Genomic DNA, 20841 nt, shown 5'->3' with positions numbered 1-20841 from the left:
GTGATATGAAAACTTTCGACATTTTGTATAGCAATCAACTTCATAATTTTAATTAGGTATGTAATAAGAACTGTTTGAGAGTAACACGAATGATGCAACATTTTCACCTCAAAAAAATTAAGTCTTAACAAAACTTAATGAGTTGATTGTGGTATAGCTGGGGACAAGACAAATTGAGTAAGGTAAAAGTTTACACAGTCAAAAGCAGACGACGCAGATAGTCTAAAGCATTAGCAGCAGCTAGGTAACGGACCAGAGTACGAGACCTCATGGTTCCGAATCTACATTCGTAGCTATGTACCTGATCATTAGGACCTGAAAGACCAATATACACCAAACCTGTGGGTTTGGTCTCACTACCCCCAGTTGGTCCAGCAATACCTGTAATACTTAATCCCCAGGTAGTTCCTAAACTATTTTTCACACCAGTAGCCATTTGTTGCGCAACCACAGCACTCACAGCACCAAATTGGTCTAAATCCCCAGGATCAACCCCCAATAATCTCACTTTTACCGAATTATCATAGGCAATCACTCCCCCCCAAAAGTAATCCGAACTACCGGGAATTTCCGTCAGCATTTGTCCCAACCCTCCACCAGTGCAGGACTCAGCCACTGACAAACTTGTTCCCGAAAGACGCAGTAATTTACCCACAACAGATGCTAATGTTTCCCCATCAACTCCATAATAGTCCAGTCCACCAACTTCTCTCAGTTTCTTTTCTACGGGGGCAATTAGCTCTTCTGCGGCTATATTATCCGGTGCTTTGGCACAAATTCTCAGTCGTACTTCTCCTTTACCCGCATAAGGGGCAACCGTGGGGTTAGATAAACTCAGGTAATCAGAAACCTTTTCCGCAAGGACTGATTCACCCACACCCCAGAATTTTAAACTGCGACTGTAGATAATTTCCTTTCCCCAACCTTGACTTTTGAGGAAAGGTACTGCTGTATCTTGCCACATTTGGTGCATTTCGCTGGGAACACCCGGAAAGGTTAAAATCGTCAGGTTTGGTCTAGGCTGCCAAATTATACCCGGTGCAGTTCCCGTGAGATTGGGTAAAACTTGGGATCCTTGGGGAATTAAGGCCTGTTTACGGTTACTGGGAGACATTACTCTTCCTCTTTGGCTGAATTTCTCCCTAATATCCTCAATTATTTCCGGGTCTTCAATCAGGGGAGCACCAAAGTAATCAGCTATGGTCTCGCAGGTTAAATCGTCTGGTGTGGGACCTAGTCCACCAGTAAAAATTAGAATTTCTACCCTGGAAGCGGCAATTTCAATTACTGTTTTAAGTCTTTCCGGGTTATCTCCCACTACTGTTTGATAGTAGTGGGGAATACCTAGCTGTGCCAGTTCCTGGGCAATAAATTGGGCATTACTGTTGAGGATGTCTCCTAACAGTAATTCTGTACCAACACAAATAATTTCCGCGCTCATGTTTGGGCATATGGGAGTATAAGAATATTAATTGACCGTTCACACAATTCCTAGAAAAGTGTGTTCTCAGTTAGTCTAGCACTGAGGGCATAAACGGCCATGCCTTTACCACAATATTACTATACTAGCGCAGGACTGGGCACTTCTAAGTGCGGGTACAAGGAAAAGCGATCGCACAGTGCGGCTACCCGCTGTTTACAATCCCTGCCAACTATCTGGGACTCTGGATCAAGCAGGCGATCGCTAATTATGTTTGCAATTTCAGTAAAGTCTACTACATTTAGACCTCTCGTGGTCATAGCTGGGGAACCCAGTCTCAAACCACTGGTAACAAATGGTGACTCTGAGTCGAAGGGAACTGTATTTTTATTAGCTGTGATATTAACACCACTCAATAACTGGTCTGCTTTTTTACCTGTCATGCCAATAGATCGTAAATCTACTAATACAAGATGATTATCTGTACCATTAGACACCAATTTTAGTCCCCTATTTTGTAGTTGATTAGCTAAGGCGCGAGCATTAGCAATTACCTGACCGGAATAGGTTTTGAACTCGGATTTTAATGCCTCTCCAAAGGCCACCGCCTTACCAGCAATCACGTGTTCTAGGGGGCCACCTTGAGTGCCAGGGAAAACCGACTTATCCAGCTTTTTACCTAGTTCCCCATCCCGGGTTAAAATCAAACCTCCCCTGGGACCCCGCAGAGTTTTATGGGTAGTTGTTGTGACTACATCACAGTGGGGAAGGGGATTGGGATGATGACCTGTGGCAACTAAACCTGCTATGTGGGCTATATCTGCCAATAAGTACGCTCCTACCTCATCCGCTATGCTACGGAATTTTTCAAAGTCAATAATTCTAGGATAGGCGGAATAACCACAAATGAGCAGTTTAGGACGTTCTTTAATTACTAAGTCACGAATTTGGTCATAATCTAACTGTTCTGTTTCCTTACTAACTCCATAGTGACATACTTTAAACCATTTACCAGAAACATTAACTGGTGAGCCGTGGGTTAGGTGTCCACCATGGGACAAATCCATGCCCATAATGGTGTCTCCTGGTTGCAACAAGGTGAGGAATACAGCAAAATTAGCTTGGGCACCGGAGTGTGGTTGTACATTAGCGTGGGCAGCACCAAATAATTCTTTCGCTCTGTCAATGGCTACTTGTTCAATTTCATCAACAAATTCACAACCGCCATAATATCTTTTACCAGGCAAACCTTCTGCGTATTTGTTAGTTAGTACAGAACCCTGCGCAGCCAAAACGGCAGCGGAGGTAAAATTTTCACTGGCAATCAATTCTAAGTGATCTCTTTGCCGTTGCAGTTCCTGGTTGATTAAATTACTAATAGTAGGGTCAACAGATTTGAGAATTTCTGAGTTGGTGTTATTCACAATAATTATCCTTATAATTATCCTTAATTATCCGCTCTATAGGATCTACCCAAAGCTACCCAGACCTTTATAGACCTGGACTTTAGAACCTACTTCCTGTTTCATCGTAGTCTCGAGATGATTCTCGAGAGGTTTGTCCACTCCACAAGCTATCTCGGTAGAGCTTACCGTTTGATCCGAACGAATCGGAATATGAATTCCTTCAAACCATCGTTCTAGATTTTTTGCTGCGATCTCTGGTGTGTGTCCACATTCAGGACAAACGTAAACTCGTTAAAAATGCTTTGATACTCAAGTCTTCAATTTTGATAACGCTGTGGTTTTTAGCGAGATCATAAGTGAGTTACCCAGTAGCATTATTTCACCTCATCAACTGCTATACCCTCAATCAACTTTTTCTTTTTGTGACTTCTAGCGCCATAAAGACGACTGGAAAACACTTGAATCAAGTCTATCATGTCCTGTACAAGTTCTTGTTCAAAACAGATTTCTTCATTGAACTCAACAATAGTATACACTACATTTTAGTATGTGGACATTCTGGTAAATTTGTCAATATCTGGGTAGAAATTTTCTTTCAGCTTTTATCCCTTAATCGTACTACCAAAACCTCACCACCTATGGGTAGGGTGCGACAACGCTGAGATTTTTTCATACATTGCGATTGTAGTATACAATAGGAACGGGTGCGAAAAAATTTCCTCCGGCCCCTGATGACAAAGCGATGGAGTTGACTTCTCCCCGCTCTAAAGGAACGGGGATTCATTAGAACCGTTTTTGTTTTGCAAGCGTATTCTAATTGGCGCAGTCAAAAGCGCCTTACTGACTCCATCTGGATCAACTCCAGATATTGTCGATACTTTTCTTTATCTTACTATCGTGTGGGAATGTTAGTCATTTTAACAGACAATCAGATATTTGCCCCCGAGCAAGTTTGTCAATCTTGCCTGCTCGCTGATAATAGCGGTCAACCCCGTTGGCATGAAGGTAGATTACGCTGTGGTCAAGCTGTGAAACAGTGTACAGAACACCAAGCAGAACAGTATGAATGTGTAATGGGCTTTATACTAGCCAATATTCATTAAGAAGATTTGATTAATCGGGAGGTACGGATTCTTAATAGCCCAATCTTAAAAGATCGCTAAAAGAAATTATGCCACAACCATAAGTTGGCATAAGATTATCAAAGTCAACATAATTATCAAAATTGCAGCACGGGAGAAATCACAATGTCTTGGCGCGGATCCACTACTATTCCTGACAGAATCTTTGCCTGTTTACCCTATTTACTACCCTTAGTTGATAGTCTGGGTTTCAGCGAGTTTTTACTGCAACAGTTTCCCATCCTAGGAATACTCTTGTTACCAATATTACCAATTGCTAGAGTTTATCAGGCATCCGGGTATGGTCAAATCCTAGTGTTTTTTGCCCTGTTCTTCTTTGTGGTCAGAAATGAAAAAATTAACCACTTTATTCGCTTTAATGCCATGCAGGCGATCCTTTTAGACATTGTCATATTTTTATCTTCCATACTACTAAGAGTATTTGGGACTCTCCCCAGCAGCGATTTTGCAGCACAAATCTTGGCAAATACCATATTTCTAGGGATATTCGCCTGTGTTGTCTATTCCGTATTTCAGTCCTTAAATGGTCGCTATCCAGAAATACCGGCTATTTCGGAAGCAGTTCACATTCAAGTCCGTTAGTACCCGGTTATTAACTATACCTGGCAACAACTATATTTTCCAATCTGCCAATTCCTTCAATTTCTACGGATACGCGATCGCCCAAATTTAATGGACCTATACCGGATGGAGTTCCAGTCAGGATTACATCACCCGGTATGAGGGTCATAACTTGACTAATATAGGAAACTAAGATATCGGGAGGGAAGACCATTTGATCAATAGAAGCAGATTGAACAGGGTGAGACTGGTCATTGAGAAAGGTTTGTAATCTAGCACCAGGATTTAATTCCCGCACAATCCAAGGACCTAGAGGGCAAAAGGTGTCAAAACCCTTAGCTCTAGTCCATTGAGAGTCCTTAACTTGTAAGTCCCGAGCAGTGACATCATTAGCAATGGTATAACCCCAAATCTTGCTTTGGGCCTCCTGTGGCGAACAATCACAAGTGCGATCGCCAATAACCAGTGCTAACTCGCCCTCATAGTCTACCCGTTGTGACTGACGGGGATATTTAATTTCCATCTCCGAAGCAATGACAGTGGTGGGTGGTTTCAAAAAAATTAGGGGTTCACAGGGAACAGATCCACCCATTTCAGCTGCATGGTCAACATAATTCTTACCCACAGCAACAACCTTAGAAGGCAAACAGGGAGCCAGTAATTGATATTTACCTGGTTCCAAAATTAAACCCGTCGGTTCTCCCTCCAACCAAGGGGGGCCATCTAAAACTATCACACTCAAGGATATTTCTAATGACCCGTAGTAAATCCTTCCTTCCTGACTTTTAACTCGCACGTACCGTTGTGCCATAATTTCTGCCATAATTTGGGTTAAACATGGGTTAGACAATGGAACTGAAAACTGCTACAATTGTAGTTCCTTGTTGCTTGGGATGTGGGGTGGTCGGTAACCTATCAGGTTACTCTACACACATATCTACATCAGCAGCCTTTGTTGTCCATAAGGGAACTAACAATACATGACCACAGTTTACGAAACAACCTACATTCTCCGTCCTGATTTGGGAGACGACCAGGTAGACCAGACCATAGTTAAATACCAAAACCTGTTGAACGAACAGGGCGCACAGAATTTAGAGGTTCAAAACCGTGGCAAGCGTCGTCTTGCTTACGAAATAAATCGCCATCGTGATGGTGTCTATGTCCAGTTTAACTATACAGCTCCTGCAAGTGCTATTGCTGTTTTTGAGCGTAGCATGCGTCTCAATGAAGATGTTATTCGTTACCTAACTGTTAAACAGGAAGTTAAAACTACATCGCCCGATAGCGAAGCAGTGCCAGCTTAACCACCAAAGAATAGTACTGTTTTGTACTAAAACTCGGTTGCTCTCACCTGAGCAACCTTGATCTACTAAGAAATGTAAGTATATATTTTAACAACCTAAACAACATAAGAGATATAACCCACCGTGACTGAATCCGAGAATCCCAACATCCAAGAGCTTGCTACGGAAGTGTTGCAGTTGCGTCAAGACCTGCAACTGAGAGATCAATTGGTGCAGCAGTTATCCCAAGAACTATTTCGACTGGTCAAAGGTAATAACACTTTTATCCCTCAGCAAAAAGAGTTAAAGGGTAATGTGGGACAAATAACCTCACTGCAGCAACAACTGCAAGCTATGGAAGAGCAAGTAACATTCTATCAGGAACAAATTTCTATCCGTGATACCGAAATTCTTCAGCTAAGACAGTCAGTTCAAGAACTAACTGATCGCAGTCGCATGTTGGAGCAGGTGGTACAGGAGCTACCACAAATTTATAGTCAAAAATTTGAAGAAAGAATTAACCCATTGCAGGAAAAAATAGCCATGCTGGAAAAAGAAAATGGACAACTCCAAGCAGAACTACAAAGCGTTAGTTATAGACTAGCTCTAAAAAGTCGACATTCAACCCATAGTGGCATAGACCTACCAAACTTTCCCTAGCGTACTGCAAAACCTTAAAATTTTTTTTAAAGTTTTATAAACATAGCTCTGGCCATAACGCCTACTAGAAAGTGGGCGTTATGGAATACTTTTGTAGTAACACGGCTATGGTTTGTTAGGCAAGTGTTTAATTAAACTTTGGATGATTATAATATATCCTAGAATGTAGTAGAAACTAGACTAGGAGTAGAATCGGGAATATGGTAATTGTTAACTATCTCAAACACAGAGTCTAGGTGAGTTAGTTCTAGTACTAGCCTAACGGGAGCTTGTACATTACAAATCACCAGACGGCAACCACTTTCACGCACGGTTTTCAGTGCTTGAATCAGGGGAACTAAACCCGAGCTATCCATAAAATCAACCTTAGCTAAATCTATAACCCATAGCTGATCTGGCTGGGGGGTAATTTTAGCCATCTTCTCGCTTAGGTCGGTACCAACTTGTAAGTTGATGCTTCCTTGGGGTTGGAACAAAATCACTTGGCGTTCTTGTGTAAGAGTCATGATTTTAACTGGATAATTGAACGGGAGAGTTTAAATGTTCACCAGAGTTGTTATTATACATCAATTACAACTCCTGATCAACAGTATTTACTTTCTAAGGGTTATAACACCCAAATCGAAAACGAATCCGATTGGGTTGGCTGCTGTTCGACAATTTCTGGACATAGCTAGACATTCCTTGTTTAATTTGGTCGGTTTGACCAGTCCTTAGTAATGTGTTCCTCGACAATGAAAAGCGGAATAATTTTATTTATCTAGCCCTAGGCATCCTAAAGGACCGAGGGGAGCCCTAATTAAGCCGTAATTTACCTTGTATGGTCTTTTATAATCTCCAGTTGCTAATCATAAAAAGATATAAATTTTGGTTTCAAACTTAATTTTTCATAGTATAAGCATAAAATTCGCCAAATTTCAGTAGCAAACTTAACAATTATAAAATTGGCAGACCGTGGAAAAATTTTACCAATAATCAAAAGGACAGGCGAAAGGAAAGTATTCTAAAATGTAGAACTGTATAAAGTTGGTGGTGTTGAATGTCTTTGGAATTATTTTCACTGGAAAAAATCCAAGAATTTGCCCAAACCTACGGTTACTGGGCAGTTTTCGTGGGGATTTTGCTAGAAAATTTGGGCATTCCTCTACCCGGTGAAACCCTAACCTTAGTCGGAGGTTTCTTAGCCGGTAGTGACGAGCTTAATTACTGGCTGGTTTTGGGTGATGCTGTTACAGGTGCTGTAATTGGCGGTGTCTGTGGTTATTGGATTGGTAGGTTTGGTGGTTGGTCACTACTAGTAAAAGCAGGAAAGATATTCCGCATATCTGAAGATCGACTAGTTAGTATTAAAGATCAATTTAGTGAAAATGCTGGGAAAACCGTGTTTTTTGGTAGATTTTTTGCCTTATTGAGGATTTTCGCTTCTCCCTTAGCTGGTATTGCGGAAATGCCATTTGGCAAATTTTTAGTATATAACTTAGCTGGTGCTTCCGCTTGGGCCAGTGTAATGGTTACCCTAGCATTTTTTGCCGGCAAAATAGTTTCTCTGGAACAATTGGTGACTTGGGTGAGTCAATTTGCCATATTGGCTTTACTTATTCTGGTTTTAGTGATTGTAATCCCCATTTGGTGGGAGTCACGTCAAGTTAAACATTTAGGCGAGTAGGCAACAAGGTGATGGGAGATTATATCTCTATCACCTGCTGTCATACTGACTAATCCCTGCTGTGTTGGGCCCAAATTCGGGTTGGTAAACCCCAAACATAAATGAATCCTTCCGCAGCTTTGTGATCAAATTGATCCTCCGCTCCGTAAGTTGCTAAATCTGGTGTGTACAGAGTATTTTCACTCCAACGTCCCACTATAGTAGCATTGCCTTTGAACAGCTTTAGACGTACTACTCCAGAAACTCGGGTTTGTGTTTGCTGTATAAAAGCATCTATAGCATTTTTTAATGGACTATACCAAAGTCCATTATATACGAGCTTAGTATAAGTTTCTTCAAGACCACGCTTGTACTGTGTCACATCAGCAGTCAGAGTCAGACTTTCTAAATCTCGATGGGCATTGATTAATACCACCATAGCTGGTGATTCATAAATTTCCCGCGATTTAATTCCCACCAGTCTATTTTCAATCATATCAATACGTCCAATACCATGATTGCCAACAATGGTGTTGATTTCTTGAATTAGCTGTACTGGTGTTTTGACAGTTCCATTAATAGTAACGGGAATGCCCTTTTCAAAGCCAATTTCCAGATATTCCGGTTCATTGGGAGCATCAGCTACGGCTTTAGTCATTTCATAAATTTCCTCGGGTGGTTCATTAGCCGGGTCTTCTAATATACCAGCTTCTATACTCCGACCCAGTAGATTTTTGTCAATACTATAGGGGGAGGATTTTTTCACAGGTGCTGGAATACCAAATTTCTCACCGTAGGCAATGGTTTCTTCCCTACTCATTCCCCATTCTCTAGCAGGTGCCAGAATCTTTAACTTGGGGTTCAGTGCAGTGCAGGAAACATCAAAGCGAACTTGATCATTACCCTTGCCAGTACAACCATGAGCGATCGCATCTGCACCATAGTTTTGGGCAGTTTCTACTAGTACCTTAGCAATTAATGGTCTAGCGAGAGCTGTTCCCAGAGGATAGCGATTTTCATAGAGAGCATTAGCTTGAATCGCGGGAAATGCGTAGTCTTGGACAAAACTTTCTTTAACATCTGCTACCAAGGATTCACTGGCACCGGATTTTAAGGCCTTTTCTTTGACTGGCTCTAATTCGTCTCCCTGACCTAAATCTGCTGCTAGGGTAATAACTTCTTCCACTCCCCACTCGTGTTGCAGGTAGGGGATACAAACGGAGGTGTCTACCCCACCGGAGTATGCTAAAACAACCTTTTTGGCGCGACCCATTAATTTCTCCAGTTAGAACAACATTGATTGATGATTCTTAAAACATTGCTATTTTAGTATACAATTTACTATAATTAGAACGTTTATTGTCCATCAACAAACCCTGACTTTGGTTGCCATTAAAATCACATTCTAGGTGAAATAGTGTTCTTTAGTGTTATTATTCCCACTTACAACCGACTACCGATTTTACAAAAGTGTCTTACCGCTTTAGAAAACCAGAGTTACACCAGTCAAGTCACAGGTTACGAAGTAGTTTTGGTGGATGATGGATCCACCGATGGCACTTTGGACTGGTTAGCAAAACATCAAGATCTATTTCCCCATGTTCGCTGCTTTCAACAGGATCATGCAGGTCCAGCAGCAGCACGAAACTTAGGAGTGCAAAATTCCATGGGGGATACAATTATTTTTATTGACAGCGATTTAGTAGTTCTAGAGAACTTTTTAGAGGCTCATAGTGATGCTTTAACTCAGGGGAAAAAAAGACTGGGCGGCGATCGCCTATTTACCTATGGTGCGGTAATTAACACTTGTAATTTTGAGGATCCCACCGCCGAACCCTATAAAATCACAGATTTTTCCGCAGCTTTTTTTGCCACGGGTAATGTAGCAATTCCCAAACACTGGTTAGAGAAAGCAGGTTTGTTTGACACAGGTTTCCAGTTATATGGTTGGGAGGATTTAGAATTAGGTGTGAGGTTAAAAAAACTGGGTTTACAACTAATCAAATGTCCCCAAGCAGTAGGTTATCATTGGCACCCACCCTTTAGTTTGCAACAAATTCACAATTTAATTGACAAGGAAATTCAAAGGGGAAAAATGGGGGTTTTGTTTTATCAGAAACATCCCACTTGGGAAGTGAAAATGATGATTCAAATGACGTTCTTTCACCGATTGCTATGGGGAATACTATCCTTGAACGGGCTATTAAACGAAAAGACAATGGCTCCCCTGTTGCAGTGGTTAATTAATTTAGGTAAACCACAGCTTGCTTTAGAAATAGCCAGAATCTTTCTTAACTGGTACAACGTTAAAGGTGTTTATCAAGCCTACAATGATATCTTTAAGAGAGCTATTTAGAAATAACATTGTTTAGTCAAATCTAAACCCCGGTAGACCTGGTCAATAGGAAAATTGAAGTTAATACTTTGCAGTTCAATAACTTCCCCCGGTTTGTAGTTAATAATCAACCAGTCACCTCTGTCATTTTTGTGATAAAGATCAACTTCCATACTAGTAGAACTAACTAGAAGATAATCTATCAAAGCTGGGTTTTTGCGGTACATTCGGAACTTGCCACCCCTATCGTATGCTTCCGTACTGGGGGATAAAACTTCAATAATAAGACAGGGGTAGGTAATATATTGAGTATTAGCTTTATCTCTATCATCACAGGTAACACTGATATCTGGGTAAGTATAGTTATTACTACCCAAAATATTCACTTTGATATCGGAATTGCCAGTAATACACCCGGTGTCTTCTAGGTAACTGTCTAGCATAGAAGTAAAGCGTATAGAGATCCGACCGTGATTGATACTACCACCACCCATGGCATAAACTTGACCATCGATATATTCGTATTTTTCCGGTTGGGTGGACTCCCAGGTGAAATACTCCTCTGGAGTCAGGTAAGGGGTTTGGTCCTTGGCTACAATCATCTGTTTTGGCTAATAAAAAGGATTACTTAACTATCATTAATCAATTGTAATAGAGCCTCCATGGAAATCTTACCACTCATATCAGTACCCTCCAATAAAGTATCCGCCAAATCTCGCTTATGATGGTGTAGTTCTACAATTTTATCTTCAATAGTATCCTTTGCTACTAGCCTATAAATAGTAACAGGGCGTTGCTGTCCAATCCGGTGGGCGCGGTCAGAAGCCTGATCTTCAACAGCTGGATTCCACCAGGGATCTGTGTGAATTACATAATCAGCAGCTGTCAAATTTAATCCTGTACCTCCTGCTTTCAAGCTAATGAGAAATATATCCCCATCTCCAGCTTGAAAACTGTCCACACTTCTTTTCCTTTCCGCCATAGGCGTACTACCATCTAAATATTGATATTTAATACTTTTGCTCTCCAGATAATTACGGATGATGTGCAAATGATCTACAAACTGACTAAATACTAATGCTTTATGATGATTTTCCAGCAGTTCCGCCAGCACCTCACCTAGCAGCTGTAATTTAGAACTAGATAAATCAGTATTAGGCATAACCAAACTGGGATTACAGCAAGCGCGACGTAGTCTCATAATTTCTGCCAGAACCTGCAAATGCTTTTTACCCGGATCTGCATCACTTTCATTCAGTTTAGAAATGGCTTGACGACGTAAAGCTTCATAGAACACCTTTTCCTCCCGACTCAATTCTACATGAAGGAGAATTTCCGTACGAGAAGGTAACTCTTGCAACACTTGACTTTTTGTCCGCCGCAGCAAAAATGGCTGAATCAGTTTTTTCAGTTTATTTCTGGCTTGTTTGTCCTGATGTTTTTCAATTGGTGTAGAAAACCGCTGATTAAAGCTATCAAAAGAACCCAATAACCCAGGATTAATAAAGCGGAACAAATTCCATAATTCACCCAAATGGTTCTCAATGGGCGTTCCAGTAGTAATTAACTTAAAATTACCTTTCAGACCCATTGCAGCTTGGGAACGTTTAGTATTGAGGTTTTTGATAGCTTGAGCTTCATCTAAAACTATGGTTTGCCATTCTACCTGAGATAGCATTCGAGCCACATCATCCTGTTGCAGTAAACCATAACTACATACCAACATATCTAAGGGTTGTAACTGATCCAATAATTTTTGCCGACTAGAAATAACTGGTGTCTCCTCTCCATCTAAATCTTTGTCAGATAAAGTGCGATCGCTCACACGAGTGTTGGTACCAAACTGAATAACATTGAGGGTAGGAGCAAATTTATTTGCTTCCACGACCCAATTCATGCACACCGAAGTTGGGGCAATAATTAGAGTTGGTCCGGTATGGGCATTTCTAGTAATAACAGCTAATGCTTGTACAGTTTTTCCCAGTCCCATTTGGTCAGCCAAACAAGCTCCCACACCCCAATGAGCTAACCGTGCCAACCAACAAAAACCTTCCATTTGATAGTCCCGCAGTTCTGCTTGAAAAGTAGATGGTAGTTCCGGTTGTAAACTTTGGACTTCCCTGAGACGACTGATATGGTCTTTCCAATGTTTATCTGCTTTCAGGTTGCCCACATTATCTACAAATTCTTGTAGACTTGATGCTGCTAGGGGATGAAACATTAGCCCCTTACCATGGGTTTCTGAAAAAAGTCGTAGCTCGTCCAGTTGTTTACGAAAGACTTCACTTAATGCCAAAAACTCACCATCACCCATAGGGATAAACCGACTGGGGGTTTTATCGAGTAACTGTAAGAGTTGCTCCATACCTAAAACTAGGTTTTCACTCAATTCCAATTCACCAGTTGCAGCAAACCAATCCTTTTGACGTTTAATTGACAAATTGAAGTCTTTCAAGTCAGCTCGATAACTAACACGCATTTTCTCCCCTTGGGGCCATTCTACAACTATTCTATCCTTTAATGCTTGTAGTTCCAGTAACAGCTCCAAACACTGATCTGGATCTTCTATTAGCCATTCACCATCTTGTTCATGAACACTCATCAGAGTGGGACAGTCACGAATAACAGATTGAGATAATTCTCTTTCTTGGGCTAGATTGCGTCTGGTTTGTAAACGTTTGCCTTCTATTTCAGCAATTACCCTCTCCCCACCAACACCTGGATGAAAGTATGGTCCACCCTCAGCAAAGGGATGGGATAGTAAGCTAACCTTTAAACCCGCATTGTTGGGTAATAGATGAATATAGGGTAGGGTTTGGGCGGTCAATTCTTCCACACCTTCCACATTTTCACTGATATCAGAATGAACAGTGACAATCCCAGAAACAGCATTGATAGCTGCCAAAATTTTTTGTTCAGCAATCATGGGGACAGTCAACTTATTTTCGTAACCCAGAATCTCTCCGATGCGCCTATGTTGGGGTGTAATTTCAATAACTTTGATGCGGGTGGGGGTTTCTTTCACGCAAACAATATTGTTTGTTGTTATTTTAGGTGATAATTCTATGGTTAAATGATCCTGGTCGTCTTTTTTTACTAAAAATTCCATCTCTCCTTTGACTATTTCTACCCGAGTATTAGGAGCATCCTCCCAAAATACTAGGGGATGTCCAATTAAAGCTAAAATTGCCCTTTCGTTGAACCCATAGTCAAGTTTATTATAGGAATATTCGTAACTAAATACTTCAATACAACTACAGACTTTTATATCTTGGGGTGTGATATAATTTAATGCTGATAAGTTTGTACTCAAACGTTTCAGGGAGATTTGACGACCCTTGCTCCATTCTCCCTTCACACTACTTTTTTGTTCCTTGGGTTGTAGGAAACATTGGCCAGAATGGAATTTTACGAGCCAGATCAAACGCGTTCGCGTGTCCGATTCGTTGATAGTGTGGGATTCTTTTTGCATCCCGGCCAAAGCTTGCAGACGAATCTCCCATTCTTGCTGAGGTTTTAATATATCTACTATGGTTTCAATATTAGTATATTTCTGTAGAGTTTGTGTTCTTGTTTGGTAATTACTATTAGAGTCAATCCGAGATAACAAATTTGCTGCTTCTATGGCTAACCAGTGATAACCGGAGAAGACAGCACTGCTGTATAATTTTCCCAATACTTTGGGTAAAAGCTTTTTGGCAACTGCACTAATAGATCCTGCTGTGCTAGGTTGTCAATCTGGCGATTGAGAGATTTAGTATTCCAAGGAATATTTGTCTCGTCTGATAAACCAGCAGTAACCAGACATGATAAAACTGAACTCTTATTTATTTTTTCATAAATGATCGATAGTATTTCCAGGATGTTTTGATGAGCAGGAGGTAAATTTAAGTAGGTCTCAAGAAGATGGGCTTGCTTGTTTCTCGTGGAGGATATTTGATTGGTCATATAGTACTATGATTTGGGTAGAACAGGTAAAAATTGAAGTGATTAAAGCAAGTTAAAATAACGTAAACCTTCTGCGATACCATCGGCAAAACTAGTTTTTGCCAAATAGCGATTGCCACTGGGATTATTATTATGCCAATCTAGCAATTCTCGCTTAGCATTAGCCACAATAATGCCTTTTTCTTGCCTGTTGGCAAATAGGGCAATATCATTGCCAGAATCCCCGCAAGCAACTGTTTTTTCTACATCTATTCCTAATTTTTCTCTCACAAAGGTCATGGCCATACCCTTGTTTGCCGAACTTGGTAAAATGTCTAAATTCCTATTATATTCTTGGTGGTCACTATGACTACAGATAATTTGAATGTCTAGTTTGGCTTCTTGAACTAGAAAATTTTCTAGCTCTAAAGCAATTTGTACAGCTTTTTCTTCTTGGACAAAATAGCTGACCTTAAATGGTCTCTGTTCGCTTTCTGGTTGGGGCTTTAAACTGGGAAAATTGACTGCGGTTGCTACTACTAATTCTCTATCCCAATCACGAGATAGATGTTTGGACCACTCCCAATCTAACACTAGTTCTTCCTTACCATTATGGTGGTTATTGTGGTCGTACTGGTATATTTCCGTACCTACTGCACAAACCAAAATGTCCGGTTCCAGTAGTTCCCTCCCTTTCTCTTTTTGGGATTTTTGTAGTTCTTCATATAAGTGAAGCGATCGCCCTGTGGAGTAGACAATTTTTGTACCATGTTGACTGCGATGGCTTTGTAAATCATCTAAAAGCTTTAGCATAGCCAAGTCATTACCCACTAAGGTATGGTCTAGATCACTGACAAATAGGAATTTTTTTGCACACACATTATTAGATCCTAATGGGAGAACAGTATTAGTGCGTGATTTTATCATAATTTGGGTCATGTTTTTGGGAAGTGGGAAGAATTCTTCTAGGTATCCTATTTTTGAAAATTTTTTAAAAATTAAAAACTAAAGTTGCTGGAATTCCCAACCAGGAGTGGCACAATTGGTGAAGATTCTGCTATCCTAGTCTAGTTGATTAAATTCCGCACATCTGGGGATTCGGGTGTTTCTGCTTTAGAAATACGCCTAGATGGAGGTTTAACCCGAATAGGAGTGATTACATATGCCCGTAGTTTCTTTGGCTCAAATGATGGAGTCGGGAGTTCACTTTGGTCATCAAACCAGACGTTGGAACCCCAAAATGTCTCCCTATATATACACTGCTCGCAATGGAGTACATATCATTGATTTGGTGCAAACAGCACAGTTAATGGATGATGCATATAATTATATGCGTACTCAAGCAGAACAGGGGAAAAAGTTCTTGTTTGTAGGCACAAAGAGACAAGCAGCAGGGATTATTGCCCAAGAAGCTAACCGTTGTGGTTCTCACTACATTAACCAGCGTTGGTTGGGTGGAATGCTTACCAACTGGGCAACGATTAAAACCAGAGCAGACCGTCTCAAGGATTTAGAACGGCGAGAAGAAAATGGTGCCTTGGATTTATTGCCTAAGAAAGAAGCTTCAATGCTGAGGCGAGAAATGTCTAAGCTACAAAAATACTTAGGTGGCATTAAGAACATGCGAAAAGTACCCGATGTGGTGATAATTGTTGACCAAAGACGGGAGTATAATGCTGTTCAGGAATGTCAAAAACTGGGTATTCCCATTGTTTCTATGCTGGATACCAATTGTGATCCGGATACGGTAGATATTCCTATCCCAGCTAATGATGATGCTATCCGCTCTATTAAGCTCATTGTGGGTAAATTAGCGGATGCCATTTATGAGGGTCGTCATGGTCAATTGGAAGTAGAATCTGATTATGAGGACTACGAAAGTGCTGAGGAAGATTACGAATACGACGAATCGGAGTTTGTGGACTCTTTCTCAGATGACGATGATGAAGAATAATAAAAATTGAGGAACAGTTTGGGATCAGGTGGAACACTTGATCCCAGAATTCGTTAACCTGGTAACTCTTGTCGTGAAAATTAACAACGTAACCAAGTAAGTATTTAATCGCAACAAAATTGAGGGAACATGGCAGAAATATCAGCAAAACTCGTGCAAGAGCTACGCCAAAAAACTGGTGCAGGCATGATGGACTGTAAAAAGGCTCTAAGTGAAACTCAGGGCAATATAGACGAAGCTATAGATTGGCTAAGAAAAAAAGGTATTGCTTCAGCGGGTAAGAAGAGCGATCGCGTGACTGCGGAAGGGTTAGTGGACATCTATACTACACCGGATGGGAATAGGGGGGTACTAATAGAGGTTAACTGTCAAACAGATTTTGTTGCCAGAAACGACGCTTTTAAGTTATTAGTTAAGAACTTAGCTAAACAAGCGATAAATGCTAACAATGTAACATCTTTACTGGCCCAACCCTATATTGAAAATGCCAGCGTCACCGTAGATGAATATATCAAGGAAACCATTGCTACCCTCGGTGAAAATATTCAGGTGCGTCGCTTTGTCAACTTTTCCCTGGAGGATGCACCCGGAGCAATAGATGGATATATTCACACTGGTGGTAGAGTGGGTGTGTTAGTTTCCATTATTGTTGATACAGGAACCGCTGCGGCGAACGAAGAGGTGAAAAGCCTAGCTAAGAACACTGCAATGCAAGTAGCAGCTTGTCCCAATGTGGAATATGTAAGTGTGGACAAAATTCCTGACCAGGTTGTCCAAAAGGAAAAAGAGATTGAAATGGGTAAGGAAGATCTGGGCAATAAGCCAGCCAACATTAAAGAAAAGATTGTTCAAGGAAGAATTGACAAACGTCTTAGAGAAATGACCCTGTTAGATCAACCTTATATCCGGGACCAAAATATATCTGTAGCAGACCTAATTAGACAAGTGGAATCCCAAGTGTCCGGAAAAATCAAAGTACATGAGTTTGTTCGCTACATATTAGGTGAAGGTATTGAAAAGCAAGAAAGCAACTTTGCCGAAGAGGTAGCTGCTCAAATTGGCACTAAGTAAGTTGGTTGTGAGTAGAGCAACAATTATCAAAACTTGATTCATACCAGTTTAATCGCGCCGAAATAAACCCTAGATTGTGTTAGGATAAACTTAAACCTCCCGGATTAATCTGGGAGGTAGCTCTGATTTATTGTGATTTATTATATGTATGACAAGACCAGTAGAGCGAATAGAAGAAGACATCGACAACTTAAAACAAAACTTCAGTTCTGTAGCAACACAACTGCAAGAAAATTATGGTGATTATCTAGTTCAATTAGGAGAATCCATACACAAACAATTAATTTTAGCTGTTTACCATTTATGTACTCAGGGATATCCAGAGAAGTTCTTACATCTATCCCTTAATCAACGCCAACAACTGCAACAAAGCACCCGTCAACTGGGAAGAAAAGCTGCCCAACAACTACTAGTTTACTTAGAAACAAAAAGACCGGAAAATACGGAAGATCCACAGGTTCCCCAGGCAAAATCCTTAGATTTTTCTAATCCCATAGAAGTGGTACAATGGCATCGCAATGTAGAGGAGGGAATACAAAACACACTAAAGACAGTTTCTTTGGAAGCTAACCTTCTGTTGCAAAAAGCAGGACTTTTACCCAAGAAATTACCAGAACCGATTTTAGCAGCAGCAGCTTCAGAAGCAACCACAGAAGTAATAGCAGGACCACCAAATTTGTTAAACTTGGTCATAGAAATTACTAATGAAAAAGAATCGGAAGATTCCACCTTAACCCAGTTAGTCACCATCAATTTGCGATTGGGAGATATTGAATTTGCCAATCACAAACTCTTAGAAAAGAGTAAGCAAATTCGTGTTATTTTGCTGCAAATTAACAAGTTAGCTAAGGAGTATAGTAAAAAAAATCAAGAATTAAAAATAGCCCAAGCGGAATCCGCTTGGCGTGCTAGTTGGTTTGACGATATTTGATGATGATATTGAATCAATTAAGCTAATTGATAACTATGACTAATCAAACACCTGACTGGAGAAGACTGTATAAGGCATTATCAATAGAGGCCGATTCCGGTTTTGGGGATTTGGTGGGTAAACAATACCGCTTTAGTGAATTTATTAGTTTAACCTTTAGCCAGTTTCCAGAGGGTTTACCAGGGGAAGAGAAATTACATTGGGACTATATAACCTCTCAATTTATCCAATATCCCCATTTAGCCATAGAAATCCGAGAGAAATTAGTCAAGGACTTAGGAACCTATCTGGGTCAGTTACAAGACCGATTACAATGCCAATTAAAAGATATCGAATCGTCTGCCAAATTGGTGAAAACCACTCCCCTTGTGAATGAAGTTAACCACAAACCAGCTCCAAAAATCGATCAAAAACTTCGTGATTTACCGGAAATTGGCATCAAAAGAGCCGAAAATCTGTACCGGTTAGAATTGGTAACCGTCAGAGATCTGTTGTTTTATTATCCACGGGATTATATTGATTATGCACGTCAGGTAAATATTCGAGAATTACAAGGAGGTGAAACCGTAACCATCATTGGGGAGGTCAGACGTTGTAATTGTTTTACCAGTCCTAAAAATCAGAAATTGTCAATTTTAGAACTGATATTAAAAGACCAAACTGGACAATTAAAGGTTAGTAGATTTTACGCTGGTTCCCGCTTTAGTAGCAAAGGTTGGCAAGAAAGTTTGAAGCGACGTTATACGCCTGGTACTTTGGTTGCAGCTTGTGGTTTAGTCAAGCCTAGTAGATATGGACTAACATTAGATAATCCAGAAATAGAAGTGTTAGCCAATTCCGGTGATGCTATAGACTCTTTCACCATTGGTAGGGTTGTACCAATTTATAGTTTAACAGAGGGTGTGGTTGCTAACGCAGTCAGACAAGCAGTAATGGCAGTTTTGCCATCTGCCAAAAGTTTGCAAGATCCTTTACCACCTGGTCTACGTAAAAAATACAACTTAATTGAATTAAAACAGGCAATTCCTAACATTCATTTTCCCCAAGATAGTGACACCTTGAAAATGGCCAGGAGAAGGTTAGTATTTGATGAATTTTTCTACTTACAAGTAGGTTTATTACAAAGGCAAAAACAAGCTAAAGCTAACCAAGCTAGTGCTATTCTTGCACCTAGTGGCAAATTATTGGATCAATTTCATGAAATTTTACCTTTTAAATTTACTAACGCCCAACAAAGAGTGATTAATGATATCCTAAATGACTTACAAAAGCCCATACCCATGAATCGTTTGGTACAAGGCGATGTAGGTTCAGGTAAAACTGTTGTTGCTGTAGTTGCCATTTTAACAGCCATTCAATCAGGTTATCAAGCAGCCTTAATGGCACCTACAGAAGTATTAGCAGAACAACATTATCGTAAATTAGTAACTTGGTTTAATCTTTTGCACTTACCAGTAGAATTACTAACTGGCTCTACTAAAACTAGCAAAAGAAGAGAAATTCACTCCCAATTAGAAACGGGAGAATTACCTCTTCTGGTGGGAACCCATGCTTTAATTCAAGACAAGGTGAAATTTCACCGTTTAGGTCTAGTCGTGATTGATGAACAGCACCGATTTGGCGTAGAACAAAGGGCTAAATTACAACAAAAAGGGGAACAACCTCACGTCCTAACCATGACTGCTACACCCATTCCTAGAACTTTAGCATTAACAGTACATGGAGATTTGGATGTAAGTCAAATTGATGAGTTACCACCAGGAAGACAACAAATCAAAACTTCTCTCCTCACAGGTCATCAAAGACCACAAGCTTACGATTTAATTAGAAGAGAAATTGCCCAAGGTAGACAAGTATATGTAGTTTTACCCCTGGTAGAAGAGTCAGAAAAATTAGATTTACGTTCAGCTATAGATGAATATCAAAAATTACAAGAAACTGTTTTCCCCACTTTTCAAGTGGGATTATTGCATGGAAAAATGACTTCCACAGAAAAAGAAGAAGCTATTAATAAGTTCCGAGATAACCAAACCCAAATTTTGGTTTCTACTACTGTGGTAGAAGTAGGGGTAGACGTACCTAATGCTACTGTGATGTTAATTGAACATGCGGAGAGATTTGGACTGTCCCAGTTACACCAACTGCGGGGACGTGTGGGTAGAGGTGTGGCCCAGTCCTATTGTCTCTTAATGAGTAGTTCCAGAAACCCGGATGCTCAACAACGATTGAAGGTTTTAGAGCAGTCACAAGATGGGTTTTTTATTTCTGAAATGGATATGCGCTTTCGCGGTCCAGGAGAGGTCATGGGAACTCGTCAATCTGGAGTGGCAGATTTTACTCTTGCTAGTTTAGTGGAAGACGAGGAAGTATTGCTGTTAGCGCGACAAGCAGCGGAAAGGGTGATTGACATGGATGTTAGTTTAGAGCGTTGGCCATTGATGAAGGATGAGTTACAGTACAGGTATAAGCGTTTAATGGAAGGGGCAATTTTGACCTAGTGTTA

Annotated in this window: 18 protein-coding genes and 2 pseudogenes; 10 read left to right on the top strand and 10 right to left on the bottom strand. The window is 40.4% G+C overall.

What is annotated here, in order from left to right:
* Nucleotides 1-190: 190 nt before the first annotated feature.
* The 3 genes and pseudogenes from IAR63_RS05355 to IAR63_RS05345 all read right to left on the bottom strand — a co-directional run.
* Entirely contained in the window at nt 191-1441 is a 1251-nt protein-coding gene (locus IAR63_RS05355; RefSeq protein ID WP_187706858.1) for a competence/damage-inducible protein A, read from the bottom strand.
* A 119-nt stretch (nt 1442-1560) separates the two neighbouring features.
* Nucleotides 1561-2844: a serine hydroxymethyltransferase gene (gene glyA / locus IAR63_RS05350; protein WP_096545779.1), complete on the bottom strand. Its 1284-nt coding sequence runs from the start codon at nt 2842-2844 to the stop codon at nt 1561-1563.
* A gap of 356 nt (nt 2845-3200) precedes the next feature.
* Nucleotides 3201-3362: pseudogene (locus tag IAR63_RS05345) on the bottom strand (IS607 family transposase); the annotation flags it as partial.
* Between the two features lie 369 nt (nt 3363-3731).
* Here IAR63_RS05345 and IAR63_RS05340 point away from each other — a divergent pair.
* A complete protein-coding gene (locus tag IAR63_RS05340) occupies nt 3732-3929 on the top strand; it encodes a hypothetical protein (RefSeq protein ID WP_187706857.1) in 198 nt (65 codons plus the stop codon).
* Nucleotides 3930-4073: 144 nt separating this feature from the next.
* Nucleotides 4074-4550, top strand: a complete 477-nt coding sequence (locus IAR63_RS05335) for a Tic20 family protein (RefSeq protein ID WP_187706856.1) — start codon at nt 4074-4076, stop codon at nt 4548-4550.
* Between the two features lie 10 nt (nt 4551-4560).
* Here IAR63_RS05335 and IAR63_RS05330 read toward each other — a convergent pair whose 3' ends face one another.
* Nucleotides 4561-5340, bottom strand: a complete 780-nt coding sequence (locus IAR63_RS05330; RefSeq protein ID WP_187706855.1) for a fumarylacetoacetate hydrolase family protein — start codon at nt 5338-5340, stop codon at nt 4561-4563.
* A gap of 169 nt (nt 5341-5509) precedes the next feature.
* On the opposite strand from IAR63_RS05330, the gene rpsF reads away from it, so the two are divergent.
* Both rpsF and IAR63_RS05320 read left to right on the top strand, forming a co-directional pair.
* Nucleotides 5510-5836, top strand: a complete 327-nt coding sequence (gene rpsF, locus IAR63_RS05325; RefSeq protein ID WP_187706854.1) for a 30S ribosomal protein S6 — start codon at nt 5510-5512, stop codon at nt 5834-5836.
* Between the two features lie 123 nt (nt 5837-5959).
* Nucleotides 5960-6475 (top strand): Npun_F5560 family protein, encoded by a 516-nt coding sequence (locus IAR63_RS05320; protein ID WP_187706853.1) that lies wholly within the window; start codon nt 5960-5962, stop codon nt 6473-6475.
* 158 nt (nt 6476-6633) lie between these two features.
* On the opposite strand, the gene IAR63_RS05315 is transcribed toward IAR63_RS05320, so the two are convergent.
* Entirely contained in the window at nt 6634-6981 is a 348-nt protein-coding gene (locus IAR63_RS05315; RefSeq protein ID WP_187706852.1) for an STAS domain-containing protein, read from the bottom strand.
* Between the two features lie 533 nt (nt 6982-7514).
* Here IAR63_RS05315 and IAR63_RS05310 point away from each other — a divergent pair.
* Nucleotides 7515-8141: a DedA family protein gene (locus tag IAR63_RS05310; RefSeq protein WP_187706851.1), complete on the top strand. Its 627-nt coding sequence runs from the start codon at nt 7515-7517 to the stop codon at nt 8139-8141.
* 49 nt (nt 8142-8190) lie between these two features.
* Here the strand turns inward: IAR63_RS05310 and IAR63_RS05305 are convergent, their stop codons facing one another.
* Nucleotides 8191-9393 carry an argininosuccinate synthase gene (locus IAR63_RS05305; protein ID WP_187706850.1) on the bottom strand — a complete coding sequence of 401 codons (1203 nt, stop codon included), beginning with the start codon at nt 9391-9393 and terminating at the stop codon, nt 8191-8193.
* Between the two features lie 144 nt (nt 9394-9537).
* Here IAR63_RS05305 and IAR63_RS05300 point away from each other — a divergent pair, with 144 nt between their 5' ends.
* Nucleotides 9538-10476 (top strand): glycosyltransferase family 2 protein, encoded by a 939-nt coding sequence (locus IAR63_RS05300; RefSeq protein WP_057177789.1) that lies wholly within the window; start codon nt 9538-9540, stop codon nt 10474-10476.
* On the opposite strand, the gene IAR63_RS05295 is transcribed toward IAR63_RS05300, so the two are convergent.
* The 4 genes and pseudogenes from IAR63_RS05295 to IAR63_RS05280 all read right to left on the bottom strand — a co-directional run bounded on the left by IAR63_RS05295 (nt 10473) and on the right by IAR63_RS05280 (nt 15309).
* Nucleotides 10473-11057 (bottom strand): Uma2 family endonuclease, encoded by a 585-nt coding sequence (locus IAR63_RS05295; protein ID WP_057177790.1) that lies wholly within the window; start codon nt 11055-11057, stop codon nt 10473-10475. The two genes, IAR63_RS05300 and IAR63_RS05295, sit on opposite strands and share 4 nt — an antisense overlap.
* Nucleotides 11058-11083: 26 nt before the next feature.
* Nucleotides 11084-14155, bottom strand: a pseudogene (locus IAR63_RS05290) (DEAD/DEAH box helicase); the annotation flags it as partial.
* Complete coding sequence (locus tag IAR63_RS05285; protein WP_187706849.1) at nt 14083-14403, bottom strand: hypothetical protein; 321 nt, start codon at nt 14401-14403, stop codon at nt 14083-14085. The gene IAR63_RS05285 and the pseudogene IAR63_RS05290, both read right to left, overlap by 73 nt.
* Before the next feature lie 42 nt (nt 14404-14445).
* The gene (locus IAR63_RS05280; RefSeq protein WP_187706848.1) at nt 14446-15309 is read right to left on the bottom strand and encodes a sucrose-phosphate phosphatase; all 864 of its coding nucleotides are present in this window, start codon (nt 15307-15309) and stop codon (nt 14446-14448) included.
* A gap of 235 nt (nt 15310-15544) precedes the next feature.
* Between IAR63_RS05280 and rpsB the strand changes: the two genes are divergently transcribed.
* The 4 genes from rpsB to recG all read left to right on the top strand — a co-directional run bounded on the left by rpsB (nt 15545) and on the right by recG (nt 20836).
* Nucleotides 15545-16336, top strand: coding sequence for a 30S ribosomal protein S2 (rpsB, locus tag IAR63_RS05275; RefSeq protein WP_187706847.1), 792 nt, complete (start codon nt 15545-15547; stop codon nt 16334-16336).
* Nucleotides 16337-16465: 129 nt separating this feature from the next.
* On the top strand, nt 16466-17407 hold the full coding sequence (gene tsf / locus IAR63_RS05270) for a translation elongation factor Ts (protein ID WP_096545752.1): 942 nt from the start codon (nt 16466-16468) through the stop codon (nt 17405-17407).
* A 148-nt stretch (nt 17408-17555) separates the two neighbouring features.
* Nucleotides 17556-18338, top strand: a complete 783-nt coding sequence (locus IAR63_RS05265) for a hypothetical protein (protein ID WP_096545750.1) — start codon at nt 17556-17558, stop codon at nt 18336-18338.
* Nucleotides 18339-18373: 35 nt separating this feature from the next.
* On the top strand, nt 18374-20836 hold the full coding sequence (gene recG, locus IAR63_RS05260; RefSeq protein WP_187706846.1) for an ATP-dependent DNA helicase RecG: 2463 nt from the start codon (nt 18374-18376) through the stop codon (nt 20834-20836).
* Nucleotides 20837-20841 lie beyond the last annotated feature (5 nt).

The organism is Cylindrospermopsis curvispora GIHE-G1 (genome assembly GCF_014489415.1).
GTDB classification, from domain to species: domain Bacteria; phylum Cyanobacteriota; class Cyanobacteriia; order Cyanobacteriales; family Nostocaceae; genus Raphidiopsis; species Raphidiopsis curvispora_A.
The sequence above is the reverse complement of the archived record's forward strand: the minus strand, read 5'-3'. Positions and strand labels throughout refer to the sequence as shown.

Coding starts and splice junctions, on each gene's coding strand:
- IAR63_RS05355 (WP_187706858.1), bottom strand. CDS start 1,441: ATGAGCGCGGAAATTATTTGTGTTGGTACAGAATTACTGTTAGGAGAC.
- IAR63_RS05340 (WP_187706857.1), top strand. CDS start 3,732: ATGTTAGTCATTTTAACAGACAATCAGATATTTGCCCCCGAGCAAGTT.
- IAR63_RS05335 (WP_187706856.1), top strand. CDS start 4,074: ATGTCTTGGCGCGGATCCACTACTATTCCTGACAGAATCTTTGCCTGT.
- IAR63_RS05330 (WP_187706855.1), bottom strand. CDS start 5,340: ATGGCACAACGGTACGTGCGAGTTAAAAGTCAGGAAGGAAGGATTTAC.
- rpsF (WP_187706854.1), top strand. CDS start 5,510: ATGACCACAGTTTACGAAACAACCTACATTCTCCGTCCTGATTTGGGA.
- IAR63_RS05315 (WP_187706852.1), bottom strand. CDS start 6,981: ATGACTCTTACACAAGAACGCCAAGTGATTTTGTTCCAACCCCAAGGA.
- IAR63_RS05310 (WP_187706851.1), top strand. CDS start 7,515: ATGTCTTTGGAATTATTTTCACTGGAAAAAATCCAAGAATTTGCCCAA.
- IAR63_RS05305 (WP_187706850.1), bottom strand. CDS start 9,393: ATGGGTCGCGCCAAAAAGGTTGTTTTAGCATACTCCGGTGGGGTAGAC.
- IAR63_RS05295 (WP_057177790.1), bottom strand. CDS start 11,057: ATGATTGTAGCCAAGGACCAAACCCCTTACCTGACTCCAGAGGAGTAT.
- IAR63_RS05285 (WP_187706849.1), bottom strand. CDS start 14,403: ATGACCAATCAAATATCCTCCACGAGAAACAAGCAAGCCCATCTTCTT.
- IAR63_RS05280 (WP_187706848.1), bottom strand. CDS start 15,309: ATGATAAAATCACGCACTAATACTGTTCTCCCATTAGGATCTAATAAT.
- rpsB (WP_187706847.1), top strand. CDS start 15,545: ATGCCCGTAGTTTCTTTGGCTCAAATGATGGAGTCGGGAGTTCACTTT.
- tsf (WP_096545752.1), top strand. CDS start 16,466: ATGGCAGAAATATCAGCAAAACTCGTGCAAGAGCTACGCCAAAAAACT.
- IAR63_RS05265 (WP_096545750.1), top strand. CDS start 17,556: ATGACAAGACCAGTAGAGCGAATAGAAGAAGACATCGACAACTTAAAA.
- recG (WP_187706846.1), top strand. CDS start 18,374: ATGACTAATCAAACACCTGACTGGAGAAGACTGTATAAGGCATTATCA.